This window comes from Roseateles sp. GW821-FHT09B06, assembly GCF_059418245.1.
The window spans coordinates 18,949-38,085 of record NZ_JBWKPM010000009.1; the positions used below are offsets into that span (position 1 = coordinate 18,949).

Annotated in this window: 17 protein-coding genes; 8 read left to right on the forward strand and 9 right to left on the reverse strand. The window is 70.3% G+C overall.

Annotated elements, in window-relative coordinates; translation table 11 throughout:
• The first annotated feature begins 16 nt into the window (after positions 1-16).
• Both AC07OQ_RS10095 and AC07OQ_RS10100 read left to right on the forward strand, forming a co-directional pair.
• Entirely contained in the window at positions 17-1,120 is a 1,104-nt protein-coding gene (locus AC07OQ_RS10095; protein WP_495052987.1) for an ABC transporter ATP-binding protein, read from the forward strand.
• 189 nt (positions 1,121-1,309) lie between these two features.
• The gene (locus tag AC07OQ_RS10100) at positions 1,310-2,746 is read left to right on the forward strand and encodes a S41 family peptidase (protein WP_495052988.1); all 1,437 of its coding nucleotides are present in this window, start codon (positions 1,310-1,312) and stop codon (positions 2,744-2,746) included.
• 66 nt (positions 2,747-2,812) lie between these two features.
• On the opposite strand, the gene AC07OQ_RS10105 is transcribed toward AC07OQ_RS10100, so the two are convergent.
• Positions 2,813-4,003, reverse strand: coding sequence for an MFS transporter (locus AC07OQ_RS10105; RefSeq protein ID WP_495052989.1), 1,191 nt, complete (start codon positions 4,001-4,003; stop codon positions 2,813-2,815).
• Between the two features lie 103 nt (positions 4,004-4,106).
• Between AC07OQ_RS10105 and AC07OQ_RS10110 the strand changes: the two genes are divergently transcribed.
• The 4 genes from AC07OQ_RS10110 (at position 4,107) to rocF (ending at position 7,738) form a co-directional block, all read left to right on the forward strand.
• Entirely contained in the window at positions 4,107-5,045 is a 939-nt protein-coding gene (locus tag AC07OQ_RS10110) for a LysR family transcriptional regulator (RefSeq protein WP_495052990.1), read from the forward strand.
• Between the two features lie 8 nt (positions 5,046-5,053).
• Positions 5,054-5,851 (forward strand): HesA/MoeB/ThiF family protein, encoded by a 798-nt coding sequence (locus tag AC07OQ_RS10115; protein ID WP_495052991.1) that lies wholly within the window; start codon positions 5,054-5,056, stop codon positions 5,849-5,851.
• A 64-nt stretch (positions 5,852-5,915) separates the two neighbouring features.
• Positions 5,916-6,815: an LOG family protein gene (locus AC07OQ_RS10120; RefSeq protein ID WP_495052992.1), complete on the forward strand. Its 900-nt coding sequence runs from the start codon at positions 5,916-5,918 to the stop codon at positions 6,813-6,815.
• Positions 6,815-7,738: an arginase gene (gene rocF, locus AC07OQ_RS10125; RefSeq protein WP_495052993.1), complete on the forward strand. Its 924-nt coding sequence runs from the start codon at positions 6,815-6,817 to the stop codon at positions 7,736-7,738. Before AC07OQ_RS10120 ends, rocF begins: the two co-directional genes overlap by 1 nt.
• A 24-nt stretch (positions 7,739-7,762) precedes the next feature.
• Here rocF and AC07OQ_RS10130 read toward each other — a convergent pair whose 3' ends face one another.
• Both AC07OQ_RS10130 and AC07OQ_RS10135 read right to left on the reverse strand, forming a co-directional pair.
• The gene (locus AC07OQ_RS10130; protein WP_495052994.1) at positions 7,763-8,680 is read right to left on the reverse strand and encodes a ketopantoate reductase family protein; all 918 of its coding nucleotides are present in this window, start codon (positions 8,678-8,680) and stop codon (positions 7,763-7,765) included.
• Positions 8,677-9,549 (reverse strand): DUF429 domain-containing protein, encoded by an 873-nt coding sequence (locus AC07OQ_RS10135; RefSeq protein ID WP_495052995.1) that lies wholly within the window; start codon positions 9,547-9,549, stop codon positions 8,677-8,679. The genes AC07OQ_RS10130 and AC07OQ_RS10135 overlap by 4 nt, the downstream gene beginning before the upstream one ends.
• A gap of 23 nt (positions 9,550-9,572) precedes the next feature.
• On the opposite strand from AC07OQ_RS10135, the gene AC07OQ_RS10140 reads away from it, so the two are divergent.
• Complete coding sequence (locus AC07OQ_RS10140) at positions 9,573-11,075, forward strand: S10 family peptidase (protein WP_495052996.1); 1,503 nt, start codon at positions 9,573-9,575, stop codon at positions 11,073-11,075.
• Here AC07OQ_RS10140 and AC07OQ_RS10145 read toward each other — a convergent pair.
• From AC07OQ_RS10145 to hutC, 6 genes are all read right to left on the reverse strand, one after another.
• A complete protein-coding gene (locus AC07OQ_RS10145) occupies positions 11,062-12,618 on the reverse strand; it encodes a methyl-accepting chemotaxis protein (RefSeq protein WP_495052997.1) in 1,557 nt (518 codons plus the stop codon). The genes AC07OQ_RS10140 and AC07OQ_RS10145 overlap by 14 nt on opposite strands.
• A 98-nt stretch (positions 12,619-12,716) precedes the next feature.
• Positions 12,717-14,099: a formimidoylglutamate deiminase gene (gene hutF, locus AC07OQ_RS10150; RefSeq protein ID WP_495052998.1), complete on the reverse strand. Its 1,383-nt coding sequence runs from the start codon at positions 14,097-14,099 to the stop codon at positions 12,717-12,719.
• A complete protein-coding gene (hutG, locus tag AC07OQ_RS10155; RefSeq protein ID WP_495052999.1) occupies positions 14,096-14,896 on the reverse strand; it encodes an N-formylglutamate deformylase in 801 nt (266 codons plus the stop codon). Before hutG ends, hutF begins: the two co-directional genes overlap by 4 nt.
• A gap of 2 nt (positions 14,897-14,898) precedes the next feature.
• Positions 14,899-16,101, reverse strand: a complete 1,203-nt coding sequence (gene hutI / locus AC07OQ_RS10160) for an imidazolonepropionase (RefSeq protein WP_495053000.1) — start codon at positions 16,099-16,101, stop codon at positions 14,899-14,901.
• A complete protein-coding gene (locus AC07OQ_RS10165) occupies positions 16,098-16,646 on the reverse strand; it encodes a HutD/Ves family protein (RefSeq protein WP_495053001.1) in 549 nt (182 codons plus the stop codon). Before AC07OQ_RS10165 ends, hutI begins: the two co-directional genes overlap by 4 nt.
• Positions 16,643-17,365, reverse strand: a complete 723-nt coding sequence (hutC, locus tag AC07OQ_RS10170; protein ID WP_495053002.1) for a histidine utilization transcriptional repressor HutC — start codon at positions 17,363-17,365, stop codon at positions 16,643-16,645. Before hutC ends, AC07OQ_RS10165 begins: the two co-directional genes overlap by 4 nt.
• A gap of 75 nt (positions 17,366-17,440) precedes the next feature.
• Between hutC and hutU the strand changes: the two genes are divergently transcribed.
• Positions 17,441-19,132, forward strand: a complete 1,692-nt coding sequence (gene hutU / locus AC07OQ_RS10175) for a urocanate hydratase (protein WP_495053003.1) — start codon at positions 17,441-17,443, stop codon at positions 19,130-19,132.
• Positions 19,133-19,137: the final 5 nt, after the last annotated feature.

Here is a 19,137-nt window from a genome sequence, read left to right on the forward strand (position 1 = left end):
CGGTATCATAGGACCTATGTTTCTTGCACTTGACCAGGTCGGCCTGCGCTACCCCGGCGCCGCCGGCGGGCCCGCCGCACGCGCGGCGGTGGACGGCGTCTCCTTCGGCCTGGCACGCGGCCAGATCGGCGTGCTGATCGGTCCCTCAGGTTGCGGCAAGACCTCGGTGCTGCGCAGCATCGCCGGGCTGGAGCGGCTGACGGCCGGTCGCATCCTGATCGACGGTGAAACCCTGGCCGATGCGGCCGCCGGGCTGCATGCGCAGCCGGAAGCGCGCCGCATCGGCATGGTGTTCCAGGACTACGCGCTGTTCCCCCATCTCTCGGTGGCCGACAACATAGGCTTCGGCCTGCGCCACCTGGCCCGGCCCGAACGCCAGCGCCGCATCGCCCAGGTGCTGGAACTGGTGGGCCTGGCCCATGCCGCCAGGCGCGCGCCGCATCAGCTGTCGGGCGGCCAGCAGCAGCGCGTCGCGCTGGCGCGCGCGCTGGCGCCGGCGCCGCGTCTGCTGCTGCTGGACGAGCCCTTCTCCAGCCTGGACGTGGACCTGCGCGAGCACCTGTCGCAGGAGCTGCGCGGCATCCTGCAGGAGAGCGGCACCACCGCCCTGTTCGTCACCCACGATCAGGCCGAGGCCTTCGCTTTAGGCGACATGCTGGGCGTGATGCACCAGGGCCGGCTGGAACAATGGGACGAGGCCTACAGCGTCTACCACCGCCCCGCCACCCGCTTCGTGGCCGATTTCATCGGCCACGGCGTGTTTGCCGCCGCCCGCGTGATGCAGGACGGCCGCGGCCCTCTGGTGCAGACCCCGCTGGGCGAGCTGCGCGATGCCGGCGAATGTCCGCTGCCGGAGGCCTATCCGGGCGGCGAATGCGAGGTGCTGCTGCGCGCCGACGACATCGTGCACGATGACGATGCGCCGCTGAAGGCCCGCATCGAACGCAAGATCTTCCGCGGCGCCGAGTTCCTCTATACCCTCAGCCTGGCCAGCGGCGAGCGCCTGCTGGCGCGCGTGCCCTCCCACCACGATCATCAGGTGGGCGAATGGATAGGCATACGCGCCGAGGTCGACCATGTGGTGACCTTCGCCCGCGCCGAGCCCCTGGGTGCGGACTGAAACGCCCGGTCGAATCGTGTAAAGGGACGCAAAGCAGCCTTGAATGGACCGAATAGCCCACCAAATGGGTGCCACTACCAAGGCTCGGCGAACGCGACCGTCCTATACTGATCACTGGTTCCACGCAAGCACTAGCTCGTGGAACCTTTGAATAGCTGTACATCACCGACCGATAGGAACACTCGCATCATGGGTGCCAAACTGAAAGTTGCAGGCTGGGTGGCGCTGGGCGCCGTGGCTGGAGCGATGACCACGATGCAACTGCAGGCCAACGCCCGCAGCAGCCTGTCGCCGTTGCCCCTGGAAGAGCTGCAGCAGCTCGCTGCCGTGTTCGGCATGGTCAAGTCCGACTATGTGGAGCCGGTGGACGAGAAGAAGCTCATCAACGATGCCATCTCCGGCATGGTGTCGGGCCTCGACCCCCATTCGCAGTTCTTCGACAAGAAGAGCTTCAAGGAATTCCGCGAGGGCACGACCGGCCGCTTCGTCGGTGTCGGCATCGAGATCGGCATGGAAGACGGCATGGTCAAGATCGTCTCGCCGATCGAAGGCTCCCCCGCCTTCCGCGCCGGCCTGAAGAGCGGTGACCTGATCAGCAAGATCGACGACACCGCGGTCAAGGGCCTGGGCCTGGACCAGGCCGTCAAAAAGATGCGCGGCGAGCCCAACACCAAGGTCACGCTGATGATCTTCCGCAAGTCGGAAAGCCGCAGCTTCCCGGTCACCATCACGCGCGAGGAAATCCGCGTGCAGAGCGTGCGCGCCAAGGTGGTCGAGCCCGGTTACGCTTGGCTGCGCGTCAGCCAGTTCCAGGACCGCACGGTCGACGATTTCGCCAAGAAGCTGGAAGACATCTACAAGCAGGATCCCAATCTGAAGGGCCTGGTGCTGGATCTGCGCAACGACCCCGGCGGCCTGCTGGAAGGCGCGGTGGCGGTGTCGGCGGCCTTCCTGCCCAAGGACCTCGAGGTGGTGTCCACCAACGGCCAGATCGCCGATTCCAAGGCCAGCTTCAAGGCCAGCCCCGACTACTACCTGCGCCGCGGCGGCACCGACCCGCTGAAGAAACTGCCGGCCGCGCTGAAGAACGTGCCCCTGGTGGTGCTGGTCAACGAAGGCTCGGCCTCGGCCAGCGAGATCGTCGCCGGCGCGCTGCAGGACCACAAGCGCGCCGTCGTGATGGGTGCCCAGACCTTCGGCAAGGGCTCGGTGCAGACCGTGCGCCAGCTGAGCCCCGAGACCGCGCTGAAGATCACCACCGCGCGCTACTACACCCCGAGCGGCCGCTCGATCCAGGCCAAGGGCATCGTGCCCGACGTGATGCTGGACGAAACCGCCGAGGGCAATGTGTTCGCCGCGCTGCGCATGCGCGAGGCCGATCTCGAGAAGCACCTGAACAACGGCCCGGAAGAGAAGGACGATGTCCGCGAGAAGGCGCGCGAGGAAGCGCGCCAGAAGCTCGAGGCCGAGTACGCCAAGAAGAACGAGCCGCCCAAGCCCCTGCCGGAGTTCGGCTCCACCGAGGACTTCCCGCTGCAGCAGGCGCTGAACCAGCTGAAGGGTCGTCCGGTCGCCGTCTCCAAGACCGCCACCGAGCGCAAGGCCGAGGCCAAGATCGGCGACTGAACCGCATCGCCTCATGACCGATGAAAGACGGCCCGCATATGCGGGCCGTTTGCCTTTGCGGCGCGCTCAGCGCCGCAGCCGGACCACCAGCGCCGCGGCGGCCGACAGCACGGCCAGCGCGCAGACGCCCTGCCAACCCGCCTGCCCCATCGCCAGGCCGCCCAACCAGGCCCCCAGGCTCATGCCGATGAACATCACGCCGATCAGGACCGCGTTCAGGCGGCTGCGCGCGGCCGGCTCGATGCCGTAGACGATGCTCTGGTGCGACACCAGGCAGGCCTGGAAACCCAGGTCGAACACCAGGGCCGCGCCCGCCACCAGCCACAGGCTCTGCGGCCCCAGCGCCAGCGCCAGGAAGGAGGCCAGCACCAGGCCGGCGCCCAGGCGGATCACGCGCTGCGGCCCGCGCCGATCGGACAGCGCGCCGGCCAGCGGCGCGGCCAGGGCCCCGGCGGCGCCCGCCAGCCCGAAGGCGCCGGCGGCGGCGCTGCCCAGGCTCAGCGGCGGCTCGCGCAGCATCAGCGCGAGGGTCGACCAGAAGGCGCTGAAACCGACCGCCAGCAGGCCCTGGGCCAGGGCTGCACGGCGCAGTTCGCGATGCCGGCGCCACAGGCCGCCCAGGCTGGCCAGCAGCGCGCCATAGGACAGATCCGTGGTCGGCGCGAAGCGCGGCAGCCCGCGCCACAGCAGCAGACCCAGCAGCGCGACGCTCAGGGCCGCGGCGCCGAACACGGCGCGCCAGCCCAGTTGCTGCGCCAGCGCCCCGCTGACCACGCGCGACAGCAGGATGCCCAGCAACAGCCCGGTCATCACGGTGCCGACGGTCTTGCCGCGCTGCGCATCCGGCGCCAGGGTGGCGGCCGCCGGCACCAGATCCTGGGCCAGGGTGGCCGACAGGCCGATCAGCGCGCTGGCCAGCCACAGCAGCCACAGCTGCGGCGCCAGCGCCGCCAGCAGCAGGGCCAGGGCCAGGGCCGCGGTCTTGAACAGGATGATGCGGCGGCGGTCGAAACGATCGCCTAGCGGCGCCAGCAGCAGGATGCCCGCGGCATAGCCCAGCTGGGTCAGGGTCGGCACCAGGCCGATCTGCACGCTGCTGGCCTGGAACTGCTCGGCCAGGCTGCCCAGCATCGGCTGGGCATAGTAGAGACCGGCCACCGACAGCCCGGCGCCGCCGGCCAGCAGCAGCACCAGGGGCCGCGACAGGGCCGGGGTTGAGGCAACGGCGGTGGGAGATGGCGAAAGCAGGATGTCCATGAAGCGGCTCCAAGACGGCGTGGTGGTTGTCGGGGCGCAGTCTGGGCCATCCGAGGTACGCATAGAAGACCGATGTCCAGCAGTTTTGTTATACGCTTGACGCATGGAACATCCGATCCTCAACGACCGACTGTCCCTGCTGCAGACCTTCATTCGCATCGTCGAAGCCGGCAGCCTCTCGGCCGCCGCGGCCCAGCTGAACACCAGCCAGCCCACCGTCAGCCGGCGTCTGCAGGCATTGGAGCGCAGCCTGGGGCTGCGCCTGCTGCAGCGCTCCACCCACGCGCTGCGCCTGACCGAGGGCGGCGCGCAATGCTACGAGCGCGCCAAGGCCCTGCTGAGCAACTGGGAGGCGATGACGGCCGAGCTGCGCGGCGCGCAGGACGAGCCCGAGGGCCTGCTGCGCGTGATGGTGCCGCATGCCTTGGGGCAGGTGCAGCTGATGCAGCCGCTGATCGCCCTGCTGCGCCGCGCACCGCGGCTCAGCGTCGAATGGCTGCTGAACGACCAGGCGCCCAACTTCAACGCCCAGGATCTGGATTGCGCGATCCGCGTGGGCAACCTGAGCGACACCTCGGTGGTGGCCGTGAAGCTGGCCGAGATCCCGCGCATCGTGGTGGCCGCGCCGGCGCTCCTTGATCGGCAGCCCCTGCCGCAGACGCCCGCCGAGCTGGCCGGGCTGGACTGGCTGGCGCTGGGCACCTTCTACCGCAACGAACTCCTGCTGCAGGGACCCGGCGGCGAGCCGGCCAAGCTGACGCTGCGCCCGCGCCTGATCACCGACAGCCTGTTCGCGCTGCGCAGCGCCGCACTGGCTGGCCTGGGCGTGGCCGCCATGTCGGCCTGGCTGGCGCACGAGGACCTGGCCGCGGGCCGCCTGCTGCACCTGCTGCCCGAGTGGCGCGCGCCGCTGCTGCCCGTGCACCTGATCTACCCCTACCAGCGTTTCCAGCCCGCCAAGCTGCGCCACTTCATCACCGCGATGCGCGACAGCCTGAACCGCCCGCTGAGTAGCGACGGCGGCGCTATGCTCACCGTATGAGTGACGGCATGAATGACGAACAGCTGTTGCGCTACTCGCGCCACATCCTGCTGGACGAGATCGGCATCGAGGGCCAGCAGCGCCTGCTGCAAAGCCATGCGCTGGTCATCGGCGCCGGCGGCCTGGGCTCGCCGGCCGCGCTGTACCTGGGCACGGCCGGCGTCGGCCGGCTCACGCTGGTGGACCACGACAGCGTGGACCTGACCAATCTGCAGCGCCAGATCGCCCACAGCCTGGCCCGCGTGGGCCGCCCCAAGGTCGAGTCGGCCGCGGTCGCGGTCGCGGCGCTGAACCCCGAGGTGCGGGTCGAGTGCATCGTGCAGCGCGCCGACGCGGCCCTGCTCGATCGCCTGGTGGCAGCGGCCGACGTGGTGCTGGACTGCAGCGACAACTTCGCCACCCGCCAAGCCGTCAACCGCGCCTGCGTGGCGCATGCCAGGCCCCTGGTCGCCGGTGCGGCCCTGGGCTTCGACGCCCAAGTGAGCGTCTACGACAGCCGCCGCGCCGACGCGCCCTGCTACGCCTGCTTGTTCCCGCCCGACGCCGCCTTCGAGGAGCAGCGCTGTGCCACCATGGGCGTGTTCGCGCCGCTGGTGGGCATCATCGGCAGCCTGCAGGCTGCCGAGGCCCTGAAGCTGCTGCTGGGGCTGCCCGGTCTGACCGGCCGGCTGCAGATGCTGGAGGCCCGGCAGATGGAATGGAGCGAGATCGTGGTGCAGCGCGATCCGTCCTGCCCGGTCTGCGGCGCGGCCGAACGAAATCCGGCCGGCGGGGACCAAGACGCCAGAAAATCCTCCGCGGCCTGACCTATGCTGCGGCCCGGGCGCCGAGCGCCCCTCCCTCCACGACTGCCTTCCCGCAGTGCCCACGATGTTCAAGCGCCAACAGCCTCTCACCCGCAACTTCCCCAGCGCCAAGGAATCCGCCAAGGTCGAGGCCCTGACCCTGCCGCCGGGCAAGTACGACGGCCCGGAAAGCGCCTACCGTCTGGCCTTCACCGACAACGAATTCCTGCTGCGCGAGGAACTGCGCCCGGTGCGCATGCAGCTGGAGCTGCTCAAGCCCGAGCTGGTGCAGCAGGAGCAGGACATCAAGGCCACCGTCGTGATCTTCGGCAGCGCCCGCATCCCGTCGGAGGACACGGCCCGCGCCGCGCTGGCCCTGGCGCAGCAGAGCCATGATGCGGCCGCGATCAAGCGCGCCGAGGTGCAGCTCAGCATGAGCCGCTACTACGAGGAGGCGCGCCGCTTCGCCGCCATCGTCACCAAGGCCTCGGCCGAGCGCGCCACGCCGCTGTACGTCGTCACCGGCGGCGGCCCCGGCATCATGGAGGCCGGCAACCGCGGCGCCTACGAGGCCGGCGGCAAGAGCATCGGCCTGAACATCGTGCTGCCGCACGAGCAGCACCCCAACCCCTACATCACGCCGGAGCTGTGCTTCCAGTTCCACTACTTCGGCCTGCGCAAGATGCATTTCCTGATGCGCTCGGTCGCGCTGGTGTGCTTCCCGGGCGGTTTCGGCACGCTGGACGAGCTGTTCGAGACCATGACCCTGATCCAGACCGGCAAATGCCGGCGCCGCCCGATCCTGCTGTTCGGGCGCGAGTTCTGGACCCGCCTGATCAATTTCGAACTGCTGATCGAGACCGGCATGATCAGCGCCGGGGACGAACAGCTGTTCCATTTCGTCGAGAGCGCCGAAGAGGCCTGGGCCCTGCTCGAACGCGAGTACGACCTGGACCGGTCCGGCCCAACCAGAAGGAAGAAGTGATGAGCACACAAGCCCGAGCCGTCTCCCTGATCGGCGCCCCCACCGATGTCGGTGCCGGCGCACGCGGTGCCAGCATGGGGCCGGAAGCCATGCGCGTGGCCGGCCTGGGCCCGGCCCTGCAGGCGCGCGGCGTCGAGGTGCTGGACCGCGGCAACCTGAGCGGCCCGTCCAACCCCTGGCAGCCGCCGGTCGACGGCTACCGCCATCTGGACGAGGTGGTGGCCTGGAACCGTGCCGTGCACGAGGCCGTGCACGCCGAGCTGGGCCTCGGGCGCATGCCCATCCTGCTGGGCGGCGACCATTGCCTGGGCCTGGGCTCGATCTCGGCGGTGGCGCGCCATTGCCGCGAGGCCGGCAAGAAGCTGCGCGTGCTGTGGCTGGACGCCCATGCCGACTTCAACACCAGCCAGCTGACGCCCAGCGGCAATATCCATGGCATGCCGGTGGCCTGCCTGTGCGGCTTCGGCCCCAAGGAGCTGATCGAGATCGGCGGCCAGGTGCCGGCCATCAACCCGAAATGGATACGCCAGATCGGCATCCGCAGCGTCGACGAGGGCGAGAAGCGCTTCGTGCACGAGCAGGAGCTGGAAGTCTTCGACATGCGCTACATCGACGAGATGGGCATGCGCCACACGATGGAGCTGGCCCTGGCCACCTTGGATGCCAACACCCATCTGCATGTCAGCTTCGATGTCGACTTCCTCGACCCCGACATCGCGCCCGGCGTCGGCACCACCATCCCCGGCGGCCCGACCTACCGCGAGGCCCAGCTCTGCATGGAGATGATCGCCGACACCGGCCGCATGGGCTCGCTGGACGTGATGGAGCTGAACCCGGCGCTGGACATGCGCAACAAGACCGCGATGCTGGCGGTGGACCTGATCGAATCGCTGTTTGGCAAATCGACCTTGATGAGAAAGTAAGTCTGCCCTGCCCGCGCCAAAGCACTAGGTCTGCTCGCGCCCCGCTTCGATCAGCTTGACCAGGGTGTGCAGCACCCGGTTGGCCGGCGTGGCCACACCGAGCGCCGCGCCGCGGCGCACGACCAGGCCGTTCAGGTGGTCGATCTCGCTGGCCTTGCCGCGCATCAGGTCCTGGGCGGTGGAGGAATACTGGCCGGGCATGGTCTCGGCGATGCGGCGCACCGCCGCTTCCACGTCGCCCGGCACCGTGACGCCCTCGGCCCGCGCCACCGCCAGGCATTCGTCCACCACGTCGCGCATCACGGCCCGCACGCCCGCGCCGCCGTCGCCCGCGCCCTGCACCAGGCGGCCGTAGGGCATCTGCGCCAGTGCCGACAGTGCGTTGTAGGCGCAGTTGAGGATCAGCTTGACCCACAGCGCGCCGCGCACATTGTCGGAAATCTCGGTGGGCACGCCGGCCGCGGCCAGTTCGCGCGCCACCGCGGCGCTGGCCGCGGAAGGCTCGATCACCAGCTCGCCGCGGCCATGGTGCTTGACATGGCCGGGCCCGGCCATCTCGGTGGCCACATAGACCACCGCGGCCCCCACCTGATGCTCCGGCAGGATACGGCGCAGGCGCTCGGCGTTGTCGACGCCGTTCTGCAGGCTCAGCAGCAGCGCATCCGGCGCCAGATGGGGCTGCAGCGCGGCCGCGGCGCTCTCCGTGTCGGTGGACTTGACGCAGAACAGCACCAGACTGGCGCCGCGCGCCGCCTCCGGCTCGGTGCCGGCGCCCAGGCGCACGCGCTCGTCGAAGCTCAGGGTCTGCAGGCGCAGGCCGTCGCGCAGCACGGCCTCGACATGGGACGGCCGGCCGATCAGCACCACCTCGTGCCCGGCACGCGCCAGCATGCCGCCGTAATAGCAGCCGACGGCACCCGCACCCATCACCGCGATCTTCATGGCTGTTGCTCCGTTTGCCCGTGCACCGATGGTACGGCCGAGGCGATCCATCCTTCCAGCGGGTCGAGCCCGGCCGGCAGGCCGTAGGCCGGCTGCGCCGCGGCCCAGGCCGCCTGCAGCAGGCACAGCACCGCGTCCAGCCGGTCGCCGCCGGCATCGGCCACCAGGGCATCGCGCTGCGCATGGCTGAGCTTCAGGCGCAGGCCCAGGCGGCTGCGCCCCTGCTCCAGGGCCTCGACCAGATCCTTGCGGGCGATCAGGCGCTCATCGGTCTGCCCGGCCCGCGCGTCGCTCTTGTAGCTGCGCCGCCCGATCAGCTCGCGCGCCAGCAGGCCCGGGTAGGCCTCCAGCGCGACGCGGCCGCGGTCGCCGTCGTGCAGGCCCGGCAGATGCACGCCGGCCCCGATCAGGCGCGGCACGCCCGCATGCAGCATATAGGCCACCGGCGGGTTGACCCATTTCATCGACGGCGAGGCGCCGGCCGGCCCGTCGCTGGCACGATGGGCGAATTTCCGCCCGGCCGGCCGCGCCGCGCAGAAGGCGGCGAACGTGGCGCGGATCTCGGCGCGGCTCAGGCTCGCGTAATGCCGCATCAGCGCCTCCCATTGCCGCGGCCAGCCGAGCGCCAGCACCAGCTCGCGCGGCAGGCCGAATGGGAAGTCGAAGCCGCCCAGCCAGGGGCCGGGCCGGGCCAGCAGCGCCTCGAAGTCGACCAGCCGCTCCAGCGCCTCCAGCCGCTCCAGCCGCAGGACCTGACCCCGGCGCAGGCCGAAGGCCGCCGTGATGGGCTTGCGCCGGGTCGGCGCGCTGCTGAAGTCAACCCCGATCAACAGCAGTTCGTCGGCGCTCGGGGGCAGGCTAGAGTTCATGCTCGCACTTTAGGGGAGCGGCGATGAGCAGCAAGGAGCAGGCGGCCGAAACCCGGCCCGAGATCAAGCCCGAGACGGCGGCCGAGCGCCTGGTCGTCACCGAACACCAGCTGCGCCTCGCCCGCCAGACCCTGGACTACACGGCCACCTGCGGCACCCTGCCGCTGCGCGAGCTGGAGGTGAAGGACGGCAAGCACAAGGGCGAGAAGGCGCGTGCCAGCGTCTTCTTCATCGCCTACACCGCCAGCGGCCGGCCGCCGGGCGAGCGGCCCATCTGCTTCAGCTTCAACGGCGGCCCCGGCTCCTCCAGCGTCTGGCTGCATCTGGGCATCCTGGGGCCGCAGCGCGTGCCCACCGACGAGATCGGCCATTGCGGTGCGCCGCCCTATGCCTTGACCGACAACGAGCACAGCCTGCTGCAGGAGGCCGACCTCGTCTTCATCGACCCCGTGGGCACCGGCCACTCGCGCATGAGCCCCGGCGAGAAGACGGCCGAGTTCCACGACTACCAGCGCGACCTCGATGCGGTGGGCGAGTTCATCCGCCTCTACCTGACGCGCTGGAACCGCTGGTCCAGCCCCAAGTACCTGATCGGCGAGAGCTACGGCACGACGCGCGCCGCCGGCCTGGCGCGCCATCTGCAGGACAAGCACGACGTGCATCTGAACGGCCTGATGCTGGTGTCGCTGGCGCTGGATTTCCAGACCCTTTCCTTCGACCCCGGCAACGAGCTGCCCTACCCGCTGTTCCTGCCCACCTATGCCGCCACCGCCTGGTACCACAAGGCGCTGGCGCCGGCCCAGCAGAAGAAGGCGCTGGCGCGGCTGGTCAAGGAGGCGGAGGACTTCGCCAACGGCGACTACTGGCTGGCCTTGGTGCAGGGGGCGCGCCTGCCGGGCGCCCAGCGCGACAAGATCGCCGCGCGCATGGCCGCGCTGACCGGCCTGTCGGCCGACTACCTGCTGCGCTGCGATCTGCGCCCCACCGAGTTCCGCTTCTTCAAGGAGCTGCTGCGGCAGCGCGGCCAGACCGTCGGGCGCCTGGACAGCCGCTTCCTCGGCCTGGACCGCGACGACGCCGGCGAGCATCCCGAGGAGGATGCCGGCATGAACAAGCTGGTGGGTGCCTACGCAACCGGCATCAACCGCCTGCTGCGCGAGCGGCTCGGCTGGGTCAGCGACCAGCCCTATCTGGTGCATGCGCCGCTGTGGAAGACCTGGTCCTGGAAGGGCCACGAGAACAAATACCTCAGCGTCGGCGACACCCTGCGCCGCGCGCTGCAGGCCAACCCGGCGATGCGCGTCTACGTGGCCAGCGGCTACTACGACCTGGCCACGCCCCATGCGGCGGGCGACTACAGCCTGGCCCATCTGGGCCTGCGCGAGCCCCTGCGGGCGCAGATCCGGGTCAGCTACTTCGAGGCTGGCCACATGATGTACATCCACCAGCCCTCGCTGAAACGCATGGCCGCCGAGCTGCGCGACTTCGTGCGCGCCGCCGCCCCATCCGGCCTCAGGCCAGCCTGAACACCGCCACCGAGCGCGCCAGCTCGTCGGCCTGCTGCTGCAGGCTCTGTGCGGCCGCGGCCGATTCCTCCACCAGAGCGGCATTCTGCTGGGTCATCTGGTCGAGATTGGCGATCGCCTGGCCGATCTGGCTGATGCCGCTGCTCTGCTCGCTGGTGGCATGGCTGATCTCGGTCACGATGCCGCTGACCCGCTCGATCGAACCCATGATCTCCTGCATGGTCTGGCCGGCGCGTGCCACCAGCTGGGCGCCGCTCTCGACGTTCTCGCCGCTGGCGGCGATCAGGGCCTTGATCTCCTTGGCGGCCTCGGCCGAGCGCTGCGCCAAGGTGCGCACCTCGCCGGCCACCACCGCGAAGCCGCGGCCCTGCTCGCCGGCGCGCGCCGCCTCCACGGCCGCATTCAGGGCCAGGATATTGGTCTGGAAGGCGATGCCGTCGATCACCGCGATGATGTCGCCGATCCTGGCCGAGGAGGCGCTGATGCGCCCCATGGTGTCGACCACCTCGCCGACCACCGCACCGCCGCGCCGCGCGATCTGGGCCGCATCGCTGGCCAGTTGCCTGGCCTGGCGCGCCGAGTCGGCGTTGTGGGTGACGCTGGCGGTCAGCTGCTCCATCGCCGAAGCGGTTTCCTCCAGACTGGCCGCGGCCTGCTCGGTGCGCTGGCTCAGGTCCAGGCTGCCCTCCGCCACCTCGCGCGAGGCGGTGGCGATGCTGTCGGTGGCGCCGCGCACGCCGCTGACCACCTTGGACAGCGAATTCTGCATCGCCCGCACGCCGCGCATCATCGCGGCCGTCTCGTCGACGCCCCGCACCTCCACCGCCTGGCTGAGGTCATGGTTGGCGATGCGCTGCGAACTGGCCACCGCCTCGCTCAGCGGGCTGAGGATGGAGCGGATGTTGAAAACGGTGTAGGTGCCGATGGCCAGCATGGCCAGCAGCATCAGCAGCAGCAGATTGCGCCGCACCACGCGCTCGTCGGCGGCGATGCGCGCCACCTCGGCGGCGGAATAGCGGTCGACCGCCTGGGTCAGCTCGCCCAGCGACCTGTCCAGCGCGCGCACCGGCGTCTTGATCGGCTCGGTGGCCTTGTTGGCGCTGGCGGTGTCGGCGAACTCGCCCTTCAGCACCCGCTCGGCGATGCCCACAAAGCCGCTGCGGTAGCCCTGCAGCGACCGGATCATCTCGGCCGGGATCTTCTTCACGTCCGGCGGCAGGTCCAGCCGGTCCAGGCCGGCCAGGCCCGCAACCACGCGCTCATAGGCCCCGTCCCATTCCTGGCGATAGCGCTCCACCGCGGCCTTGTCGTCCAGATTGATCAGCAGATCCTTCTCGTAGCGGCGCAGATTGCCGACGCTGGCGCGGATGTCGGCCAGCCGGGTCAGCGCGCTGACGTCGTTGTCGACGAAATGCTCGAAGGTGCCGCGGGCCCTGGCCAGGCTCCACAGCCCGTCGCCGCCGATCACCAGCATGGCCATCGCGGCCAGTACCGCAAGCGCGTACAGGCGCGCCCGTATCGTGTAGTTCCGAAGCGTCCACATCGCCGTCACCCCCGTCAGACCGAGCAGGCACTCCCTGTCACCAGACTAGCAGGGCCCCCGCCGCGGCGAAAGAGCCGATTCGGGGGGCGCGGCCGGACTCAGTCCTTCCAGAGCTCGGCCATCGCCGCCGCAAAGCGCGCCGCGATGGCGGCCTCGTCGGCATGCCGGCCCTGCTGCAGCCGGGCCCGGCCGGCGACATAGACCGCCTGCAAGACCTGGCCCTGCGAGGCGAACACCAGCGCGTCCAGCAGCGCCGCCGCGGGCACGCCCAGCAGGCCCGAGGCCTGCGGGTCCAGCACCAGGAAATCCGCCCGCGCACCGGGCAGCAGGCCCCAGCGCGCCAGTCCCGCCGGCGCCGCGCTGCCGGCGCGGCAGGCCTCGAACAGGCGCGCCGCCGTGGCCGGCTCGCGGCCCGGCTGTGCCGCCACATTGCGCTGGCGCAGGCCCAGGCGTTGGCCATATTCCAGCCAGCGCAGCTCCTCGACCCAGCCGCGCGTGACATGGCTGTCCGAGCCCAGGCTGATCGGCACGCCCTGGCCCAGCCAGCCCGGCAGGTCGGCCAGGCCGTCGCCCAGATTGGCCTCGGTGCCCGGGCAGATCACGACGCCGGCGCCGCTGGCGGCCACCGCGGCGATCTCCTCGGGCACGCTGTGGGTCGCATGCACCAGCTGCCAGCGCGCATCGGGCGCGAACTCGTCGCAGAGGTACTGCATCGGCCGCTTAGCCGTGGCGGCCAGGCAGTCGCGCAGCTCCTGCTGCTGCTCGCTGATATGGATGTGGATGGGCAGCGCCGTGTCGCCCACCAGGGCCTGCAGCGCGCGGATGTCCTCGGCATGCGCCGCGCGCAGCGAGTGCAGGGCCACGCCGGCATTGACGAGCGGCCGGCCGGCCGCGTTGATGCGCCGCGCCGCCTGCCAGACCCAGGCGGCGTCGGTGGCGAAGCGGCGCTGGTCGGGCCGCAGCCGCGGCTGGGCGAAGCCGGCATGGGCATAGAGCACCGGCAGCATCGTCAGGCCCAGCCCCGCGTCCTGCGCCGCATCGGCCAGGGCCCAACTGAGCGCCAGCTCGTCCTCGGGGTAGGCGCTGCCGTCCTCGCGGTGCTGCAGGTAGTGGAACTCGCAGACCTGGGTGTAGCCGCCCTTCAGCAGCTCCAGATAGAGCTGGGCCGCGATCGCCTGCAGCTGGGCCGGCGTGATCTTCAGCGCCAGGCCGTACATGCGGTCGCGCCAGGACCAGAAATCGTCCTCGCCCGCCTCGCGCCGTTCGGCCAGGCCGGCGAAGGCGCGCTGGAAGGCATGGCTGTGCGCGTCGACCAGGCTGGGCAGCACCGGACCGGCCAGCCGCTGCGCGCCCTCGGGGGCCGCTCGCCCCGCCGAGAAGCGCGCCCAATGGCCCTGCGCGTCGGTCTCCATCAGGACCTGGTCCTGCCAGCCGCCGTCCAGCCAGGCCCGGGGCGCCCAGAATGCGCGGGCCGCGCTCATGCCGCGGGCCTCCAGGCCAGCAGGGTCTGCAGCAGGCGGCGCAGCAGCGGCTGCACGCGCGCGGCGCGCGCCTCGTCATAGGCAAAGTCGCCGGCCTCGCTCATATAGCAGCGCCAGCACATCTCCAGCTGCACCGCATGCTGGTTCAGATCCGGCCGGCCGTAGTGGCGCGTGATGTGTCCGCCCTTGAAGCGGCCGTTGACGACCTGCGAATATTCGTCCTGCGCCGCCAGCAGCGCCCCCAGGGAGGCGGTGATCGCCGGATCGCAGGACGCCCCTTCGACAGTGCCCAGGTTCAGGTCCGGCAGCCGGCCCTCGAACAGCCAGGGCAGCTCGGACTTGATGCTGTGCGCATCGAACAGCAGCGCATGGCCATGCACGGCCTTCAACCGGTCCAGCTCGGCCTGCAGCGCCTCATGATAGGGGCGCCAGTAGGTCTCGCGGCGGCGCAACTGCTCGGCCGCGTCGGGCGCCCGGCCCTCCAGGTAGAGCGGCTCGCCGGTGAAGAAGCGGGTCGGGCACAGCTCGGTGTTGGAGGCGCCGGGATACATCGGCGTGTCCTCCGGCGGGCGATTCAGGTCGATCAGGAAGCGCGAGTAGCGCGGAGCTATCAGGCTGGCACCCAGCTCGGCGGCGAGGCCGCCGTACAGGCGCTCCAGATGCCAGTCCGTGTCTTCGGTGGCGAGCGCGCGCGGCCGGTAGCGCGCGCGCTGGTCGTCGGGGATGACCGTGCCCACATGGGGCATGCTGATCAGCAGCGGCACCCGGCCTTGCTGCAGCTTGAAAACATCGCTCATGATCAAGACACCTTGCCGGCGCGGACCCGCTGGCGCAGCGGGTTGCGGCCGAAGTAATAGGACAGTTCGTTGGGGTGATCCACATCCCAGACGCAGAAATCGGCGCGCAGCCCCGGAGCCAGCCGGCCGCGGTCGGCCAGGCCCAGCGCGCGCGCCGCGTGGACGGTGACGCCGCGCAGCGCCTCCTCGGGCGTCAGGCGGAACAGGGTGCAGGCCATGTTCAGCATCAGCAGCAGCGACAACGTCGGCGAGGTGCCGGGGTTGTGGTCGGTCGAGATCGCAATCGGCACGCCGGCCTCGCGCAGCTGCGCCACCGGCGGCAGCTTCGTTTCACGCAGGAAGTAGTAGGCGCCGGGCAGCAGCACGGCCACCGTGCCGCTGGCGGCCATGGCCCGCACGCCCGCGGGGCTCAGATATTCCAGATGGTCGCAGGACAGCGCGCCGAACTCGCAGGCCAGCTGGGTGCCGCCCTGGTCGGACAGCTGCTCGGCATGCAGCTTGACCGGCAATCCCAAGCGGCGGGCCGTGTCGAAGACCCGTCGAGTTTCCGCCGGCGTGAAGCCGATGCCCTCGCAGAAGGCATCGACCGCGTCGACCAGGCCCTCGGCGGCCAGCTGCGGCATCCAGGCGCAGACGGCCTCGACATAGTCGTCCTGCCGCCCCTGGAACTCGGGCGGCAGCGCATGGGCGCCCAGGTAGGTCGTGCGCACGTCGCCCCCCCGCAGCGCACGGGCGGCGCGCAGGCAGCGCGCCTCGGTGGCCAGGTCCAGGCCATAGCCGGACTTGATCTCGATGGTGGTCACGCCCTCGGCGATCAGCACATCGAGCCGGCGCTGCGCCAGGGCGCCCAGTTCCTGCTCGCTGGCCGCGCGCGTGGCCGTCACGGTCGAGCGGATGCCGCCGCCGGCGCGGGCGATCTCCTCGTAGCCGGCGCCATGCAGACGGAGTTCGAACTCGCGGGCGCGCTGGCCGCCGTAGACCAGATGGGTGTGGCAGTCGATCAGGCCCGGCGTCAGCACGGCGCCGCCCAGATCATGCTCGGCCGCGAGGTCTCCCACGGCGGGCAATTGCGCCTCGGGGCCGACCCACAGGATGCGCTCGCCCTCGGTGAGCAGCGCGCCCCGCTCCACCCAGCCCCAGGGCTCGCTGCCGGTCAGGGTTGCCAGGCGCGCGTTGCGCCACAGGATCTTGCTTTCTCTCGTCATGCCCTCGTCTCGCTCCAGCTCATCCACCAGGCCGCCCCCGGCCCCGCGAAGCTCAGCGGCTGGCTGGCCGGCTGCTCGCACCAGGCCAGGCTCAGCGGCGCCAGCGGCATCGCGCGGCCGCCATGGCTGAGCGTGCCGCCGCCGGCGCTGAACAGGCCCAGCCACTGGCCCTGCACCTCGAAGGGATGCGCGGCCGATTGCAGCAGCATGCGTCCCTGGCCACGGCGGTGCATCACATTGAAGTCGCGCGTGGGCCCGTCCACCAGCTCGCAGTCCGGACCCAGGGCGCCGTCGAAGCTGAGGATCTCGCTTTCCGGGTGCAGCTCGAAGTCGTAGAGCCGCACGCCGCGGCCCGACAGCACGGCGAACCAGCGCTGCACGCCCTCGAAGGAGGAGAACGGCCCGTCGGCCTCGATGTCCGCCACGCTGATACGCAGCGCCCATTGCGCCGGATGCGGCCAGGCCAGCAGCTCCCGCGTCCAGCCGCCCCCGTTCTTCCAGCGCTGCGGCGCCACCTGGTCCGCACAGATCACGCTCCAGCTCATGCTTGAAATCCTCCTTCGAGCAGATAGCGCGAACCCGGATGGGTCAGACGCACCGCCGTCACCGCGGCACCGCGGCTGAAGGTCAGGCGCTTGACGACCAGGCAGGGGTCGCGCCGGGCAATGCCCAGCAGCTTGGCTTCCAGCTCGCTGGGCAGGGTCGCCTCGATGGTATAGCGCGCCTCGGACAGCGGCGCCACCTCCAGCAGGTAATGCGTGGGGGTGATCCTGGCGAAGTCCAGGCCCAGGTAGTCCGGCGCACAGACCGGATTGACCAGCCGGTCCTCGCATTGGATGGCCACGCCGTTCTCCAGATGCACGATGACGCTGTGGAACAGCGACGCGCCGGCCTTCAGGCCGAACTCGGCCGCCTGCTCGGCCGTGGCCCGGAGCTTCTCCAGCAGATGCACCCGGGCCTCGTGCGCATGGCCGCGCGCGGCGATCTCCTCGTGCACATCGCGCACCGTCAAGGTGGAGGCGATGCGATGGATCTGCGCGACGAAGGTGCCGACGCCCTGCACCCGCTCGACCATGCCCTCCTGCGCCAGCTCGCGCAGCGCGCGGTTCACCGTCATGCGGCTGAGTTCGAACTGCACGCCCAGCTCGGCCTCCGAGGGCAGCAGGTTGCCCGGCACCCAGCGGCCGCTGGCAATGCCGTCGCGCAGATGGTTCTTGACCTTCAGGTACTGCGGCTCGGGTCCCGGGGGTGTCTTGCGTGCCATGTCGATATCGTAGTTGACTTTACTTGTATAGACAACTAGAGTTCGACACATTCCTTCCCGACCCAGGAGTTTTCGATGTCGTCGCAAGCCCGCACCGTCCGCGCCCCCACCGGCACCACCCTCGCCTGCAAGAGCTGGCTCACCGAGGCCGCCTACCGCATGATCCAGAACAATCTGGACCCGGTGGTGGCCGAGAACCCCGACGACCTGGTGGTCTATGGCGGCATCGGCAAGGCCGCCCGCAACTGGGACTGCTTCGACGCCATCCTCGGCTCGCTCAAGGCGCTGAACGAGGACGAGACCCTGCTGGTGCAGTCGGGCAAGCCGGTGGGCGTGTTCAAGACCCATGCCGACGCACCGCGCGTGCTGATCGCCAACAGCAATCTGGTGCCGCACTGGGCCAACTGGGAGCATTTCAACGAGCTGGACCGCAAGGGCCTGATGATGTACGGCCAGATGACGGCCGGCAGCTGGATCTATATCGGCACCCAGGGCATCGTGCAGGGCACCTACGAGACCTTCGCCGAGGCCGGGCGGCAACACTATGGTGGCAGCCTGCAGGGCCGCTGGATCCTGACCGCCGGCCTGGGCGGCATGGGCGGCGCGCAGCCGCTGGCCGCCACCTTCGCCGGCGCCTGCTCGCTGAACATCGAGTGCCAGCAGTCGCGCATCGACTTCCGCCTGAAGACCCGCTATGTGGACGAGCAGGCGAGCGACCTCGACGACGCGCTGGCCCGCATCGCCAGGTACACCGCCGAGGGCAAGGCCATCTCCATCGCGCTGCTGGGCAATGCCGCGGAGATCCTGCCCGAGCTGGTCCGGCGCGCCAAGGCCGGCACCGCGATCAGGCCCGACCTGGTGACCGACCAGACCTCGGCCCATGACCTGATCAACGGCTATCTGCCGGCCGGCTGGACGGTGGAGCAGTGGAAGGCCGTGGCGGCCAATACCGCCGACCCGGCCGGGCAGGCCGAGCTGAAGGCCGCCGCCGCCAAGAGCTGCGCCGTCCATGTGCAGGCCATGCTGGACTTCCAGGCCCTGGGCATCCCGGTGGTGGACTACGGCAACAACATCCGCCAGGTCGCGCTGGATCAGGGCGTCAAGAACGCCTTCGACTTCCCCGGCTTCGTGCCCGCCTATGTGCGCCCGCAGTTCTGCGAGGGCCGCGGGCCCTTCCGCTGGGTGGCGCTGTCGGGCGATCCGGAGGACATCTACAAGACCGACGCCAAGATCAAGGAACTGTTCCCCCACCATGCCGGCGTGCACCGCTGGCTGGACATGGCCAAGGAACGCATCGCCTTCCAGGGCCTGCCGGCGCGCATCTGCTGGCTGGGCCTGGGCGAACGCCATATCGCCGGCCTGGCCTTCAACGAGATGGTCCGCACCGGCGAGCTGAAGGCCCCGATCGTGATCGGCCGCGACCACCTGGACAGCGGCTCGGTGGCCAGCCCGAACCGCGAGACCGAGAGCATGAAGGACGGCTCGGACGCCGTGTCCGACTGGCCGCTGCTGAACGCGCTGCTCAACACCGCCGGCGGCGCCACCTGGGTGAGCCTGCACCATGGCGGCGGCGTGGGCATGGGCTTTTCCCAGCACAGCGGCGTGGTGATCGTCTGCGACGGCTCGGAGGCCGCCGACAAGCGCATCGCCCGCGTGCTCTACAACGACCCCGGTACCGGCGTGATGCGCCATGCCGATGCGGGCTACGAGATCGCCCAGCAATGCGCCCAGGAGCGCGGCCTGAACCTGCCGATGCTGAGCAAGTAAGAGAC

What these genes read in the sequence shown, in the direction of transcription:
- AC07OQ_RS10095 (WP_495052987.1), top strand. Translation starts at nt 17, where the DNA reads ATGTTTCTTGCACTTGACCAGGTCGGCCTGCGCTACCCCGGCGCCGCC.
- AC07OQ_RS10100 (WP_495052988.1), top strand. Translation starts at nt 1,310, where the DNA reads ATGGGTGCCAAACTGAAAGTTGCAGGCTGGGTGGCGCTGGGCGCCGTG.
- AC07OQ_RS10105 (WP_495052989.1), bottom strand. Translation starts at nt 4,003, where the DNA reads ATGGACATCCTGCTTTCGCCATCTCCCACCGCCGTTGCCTCAACCCCG.
- AC07OQ_RS10110 (WP_495052990.1), top strand. Translation starts at nt 4,107, where the DNA reads ATGGAACATCCGATCCTCAACGACCGACTGTCCCTGCTGCAGACCTTC.
- AC07OQ_RS10115 (WP_495052991.1), top strand. Translation starts at nt 5,054, where the DNA reads ATGAATGACGAACAGCTGTTGCGCTACTCGCGCCACATCCTGCTGGAC.
- AC07OQ_RS10120 (WP_495052992.1), top strand. Translation starts at nt 5,916, where the DNA reads ATGTTCAAGCGCCAACAGCCTCTCACCCGCAACTTCCCCAGCGCCAAG.
- rocF (WP_495052993.1), top strand. Translation starts at nt 6,815, where the DNA reads ATGAGCACACAAGCCCGAGCCGTCTCCCTGATCGGCGCCCCCACCGAT.
- AC07OQ_RS10130 (WP_495052994.1), bottom strand. Translation starts at nt 8,680, where the DNA reads ATGAAGATCGCGGTGATGGGTGCGGGTGCCGTCGGCTGCTATTACGGC.
- AC07OQ_RS10135 (WP_495052995.1), bottom strand. Translation starts at nt 9,549, where the DNA reads ATGAACTCTAGCCTGCCCCCGAGCGCCGACGAACTGCTGTTGATCGGG.
- AC07OQ_RS10140 (WP_495052996.1), top strand. Translation starts at nt 9,573, where the DNA reads ATGAGCAGCAAGGAGCAGGCGGCCGAAACCCGGCCCGAGATCAAGCCC.
- AC07OQ_RS10145 (WP_495052997.1), bottom strand. Translation starts at nt 12,618, where the DNA reads ATGTGGACGCTTCGGAACTACACGATACGGGCGCGCCTGTACGCGCTT.
- hutF (WP_495052998.1), bottom strand. Translation starts at nt 14,099, where the DNA reads ATGAGCGCGGCCCGCGCATTCTGGGCGCCCCGGGCCTGGCTGGACGGC.
- hutG (WP_495052999.1), bottom strand. Translation starts at nt 14,896, where the DNA reads ATGAGCGATGTTTTCAAGCTGCAGCAAGGCCGGGTGCCGCTGCTGATC.
- hutI (WP_495053000.1), bottom strand. Translation starts at nt 16,101, where the DNA reads ATGACGAGAGAAAGCAAGATCCTGTGGCGCAACGCGCGCCTGGCAACC.
- AC07OQ_RS10165 (WP_495053001.1), bottom strand. Translation starts at nt 16,646, where the DNA reads ATGAGCTGGAGCGTGATCTGTGCGGACCAGGTGGCGCCGCAGCGCTGG.
- hutC (WP_495053002.1), bottom strand. Translation starts at nt 17,365, where the DNA reads ATGGCACGCAAGACACCCCCGGGACCCGAGCCGCAGTACCTGAAGGTC.
- hutU (WP_495053003.1), top strand. Translation starts at nt 17,441, where the DNA reads ATGTCGTCGCAAGCCCGCACCGTCCGCGCCCCCACCGGCACCACCCTC.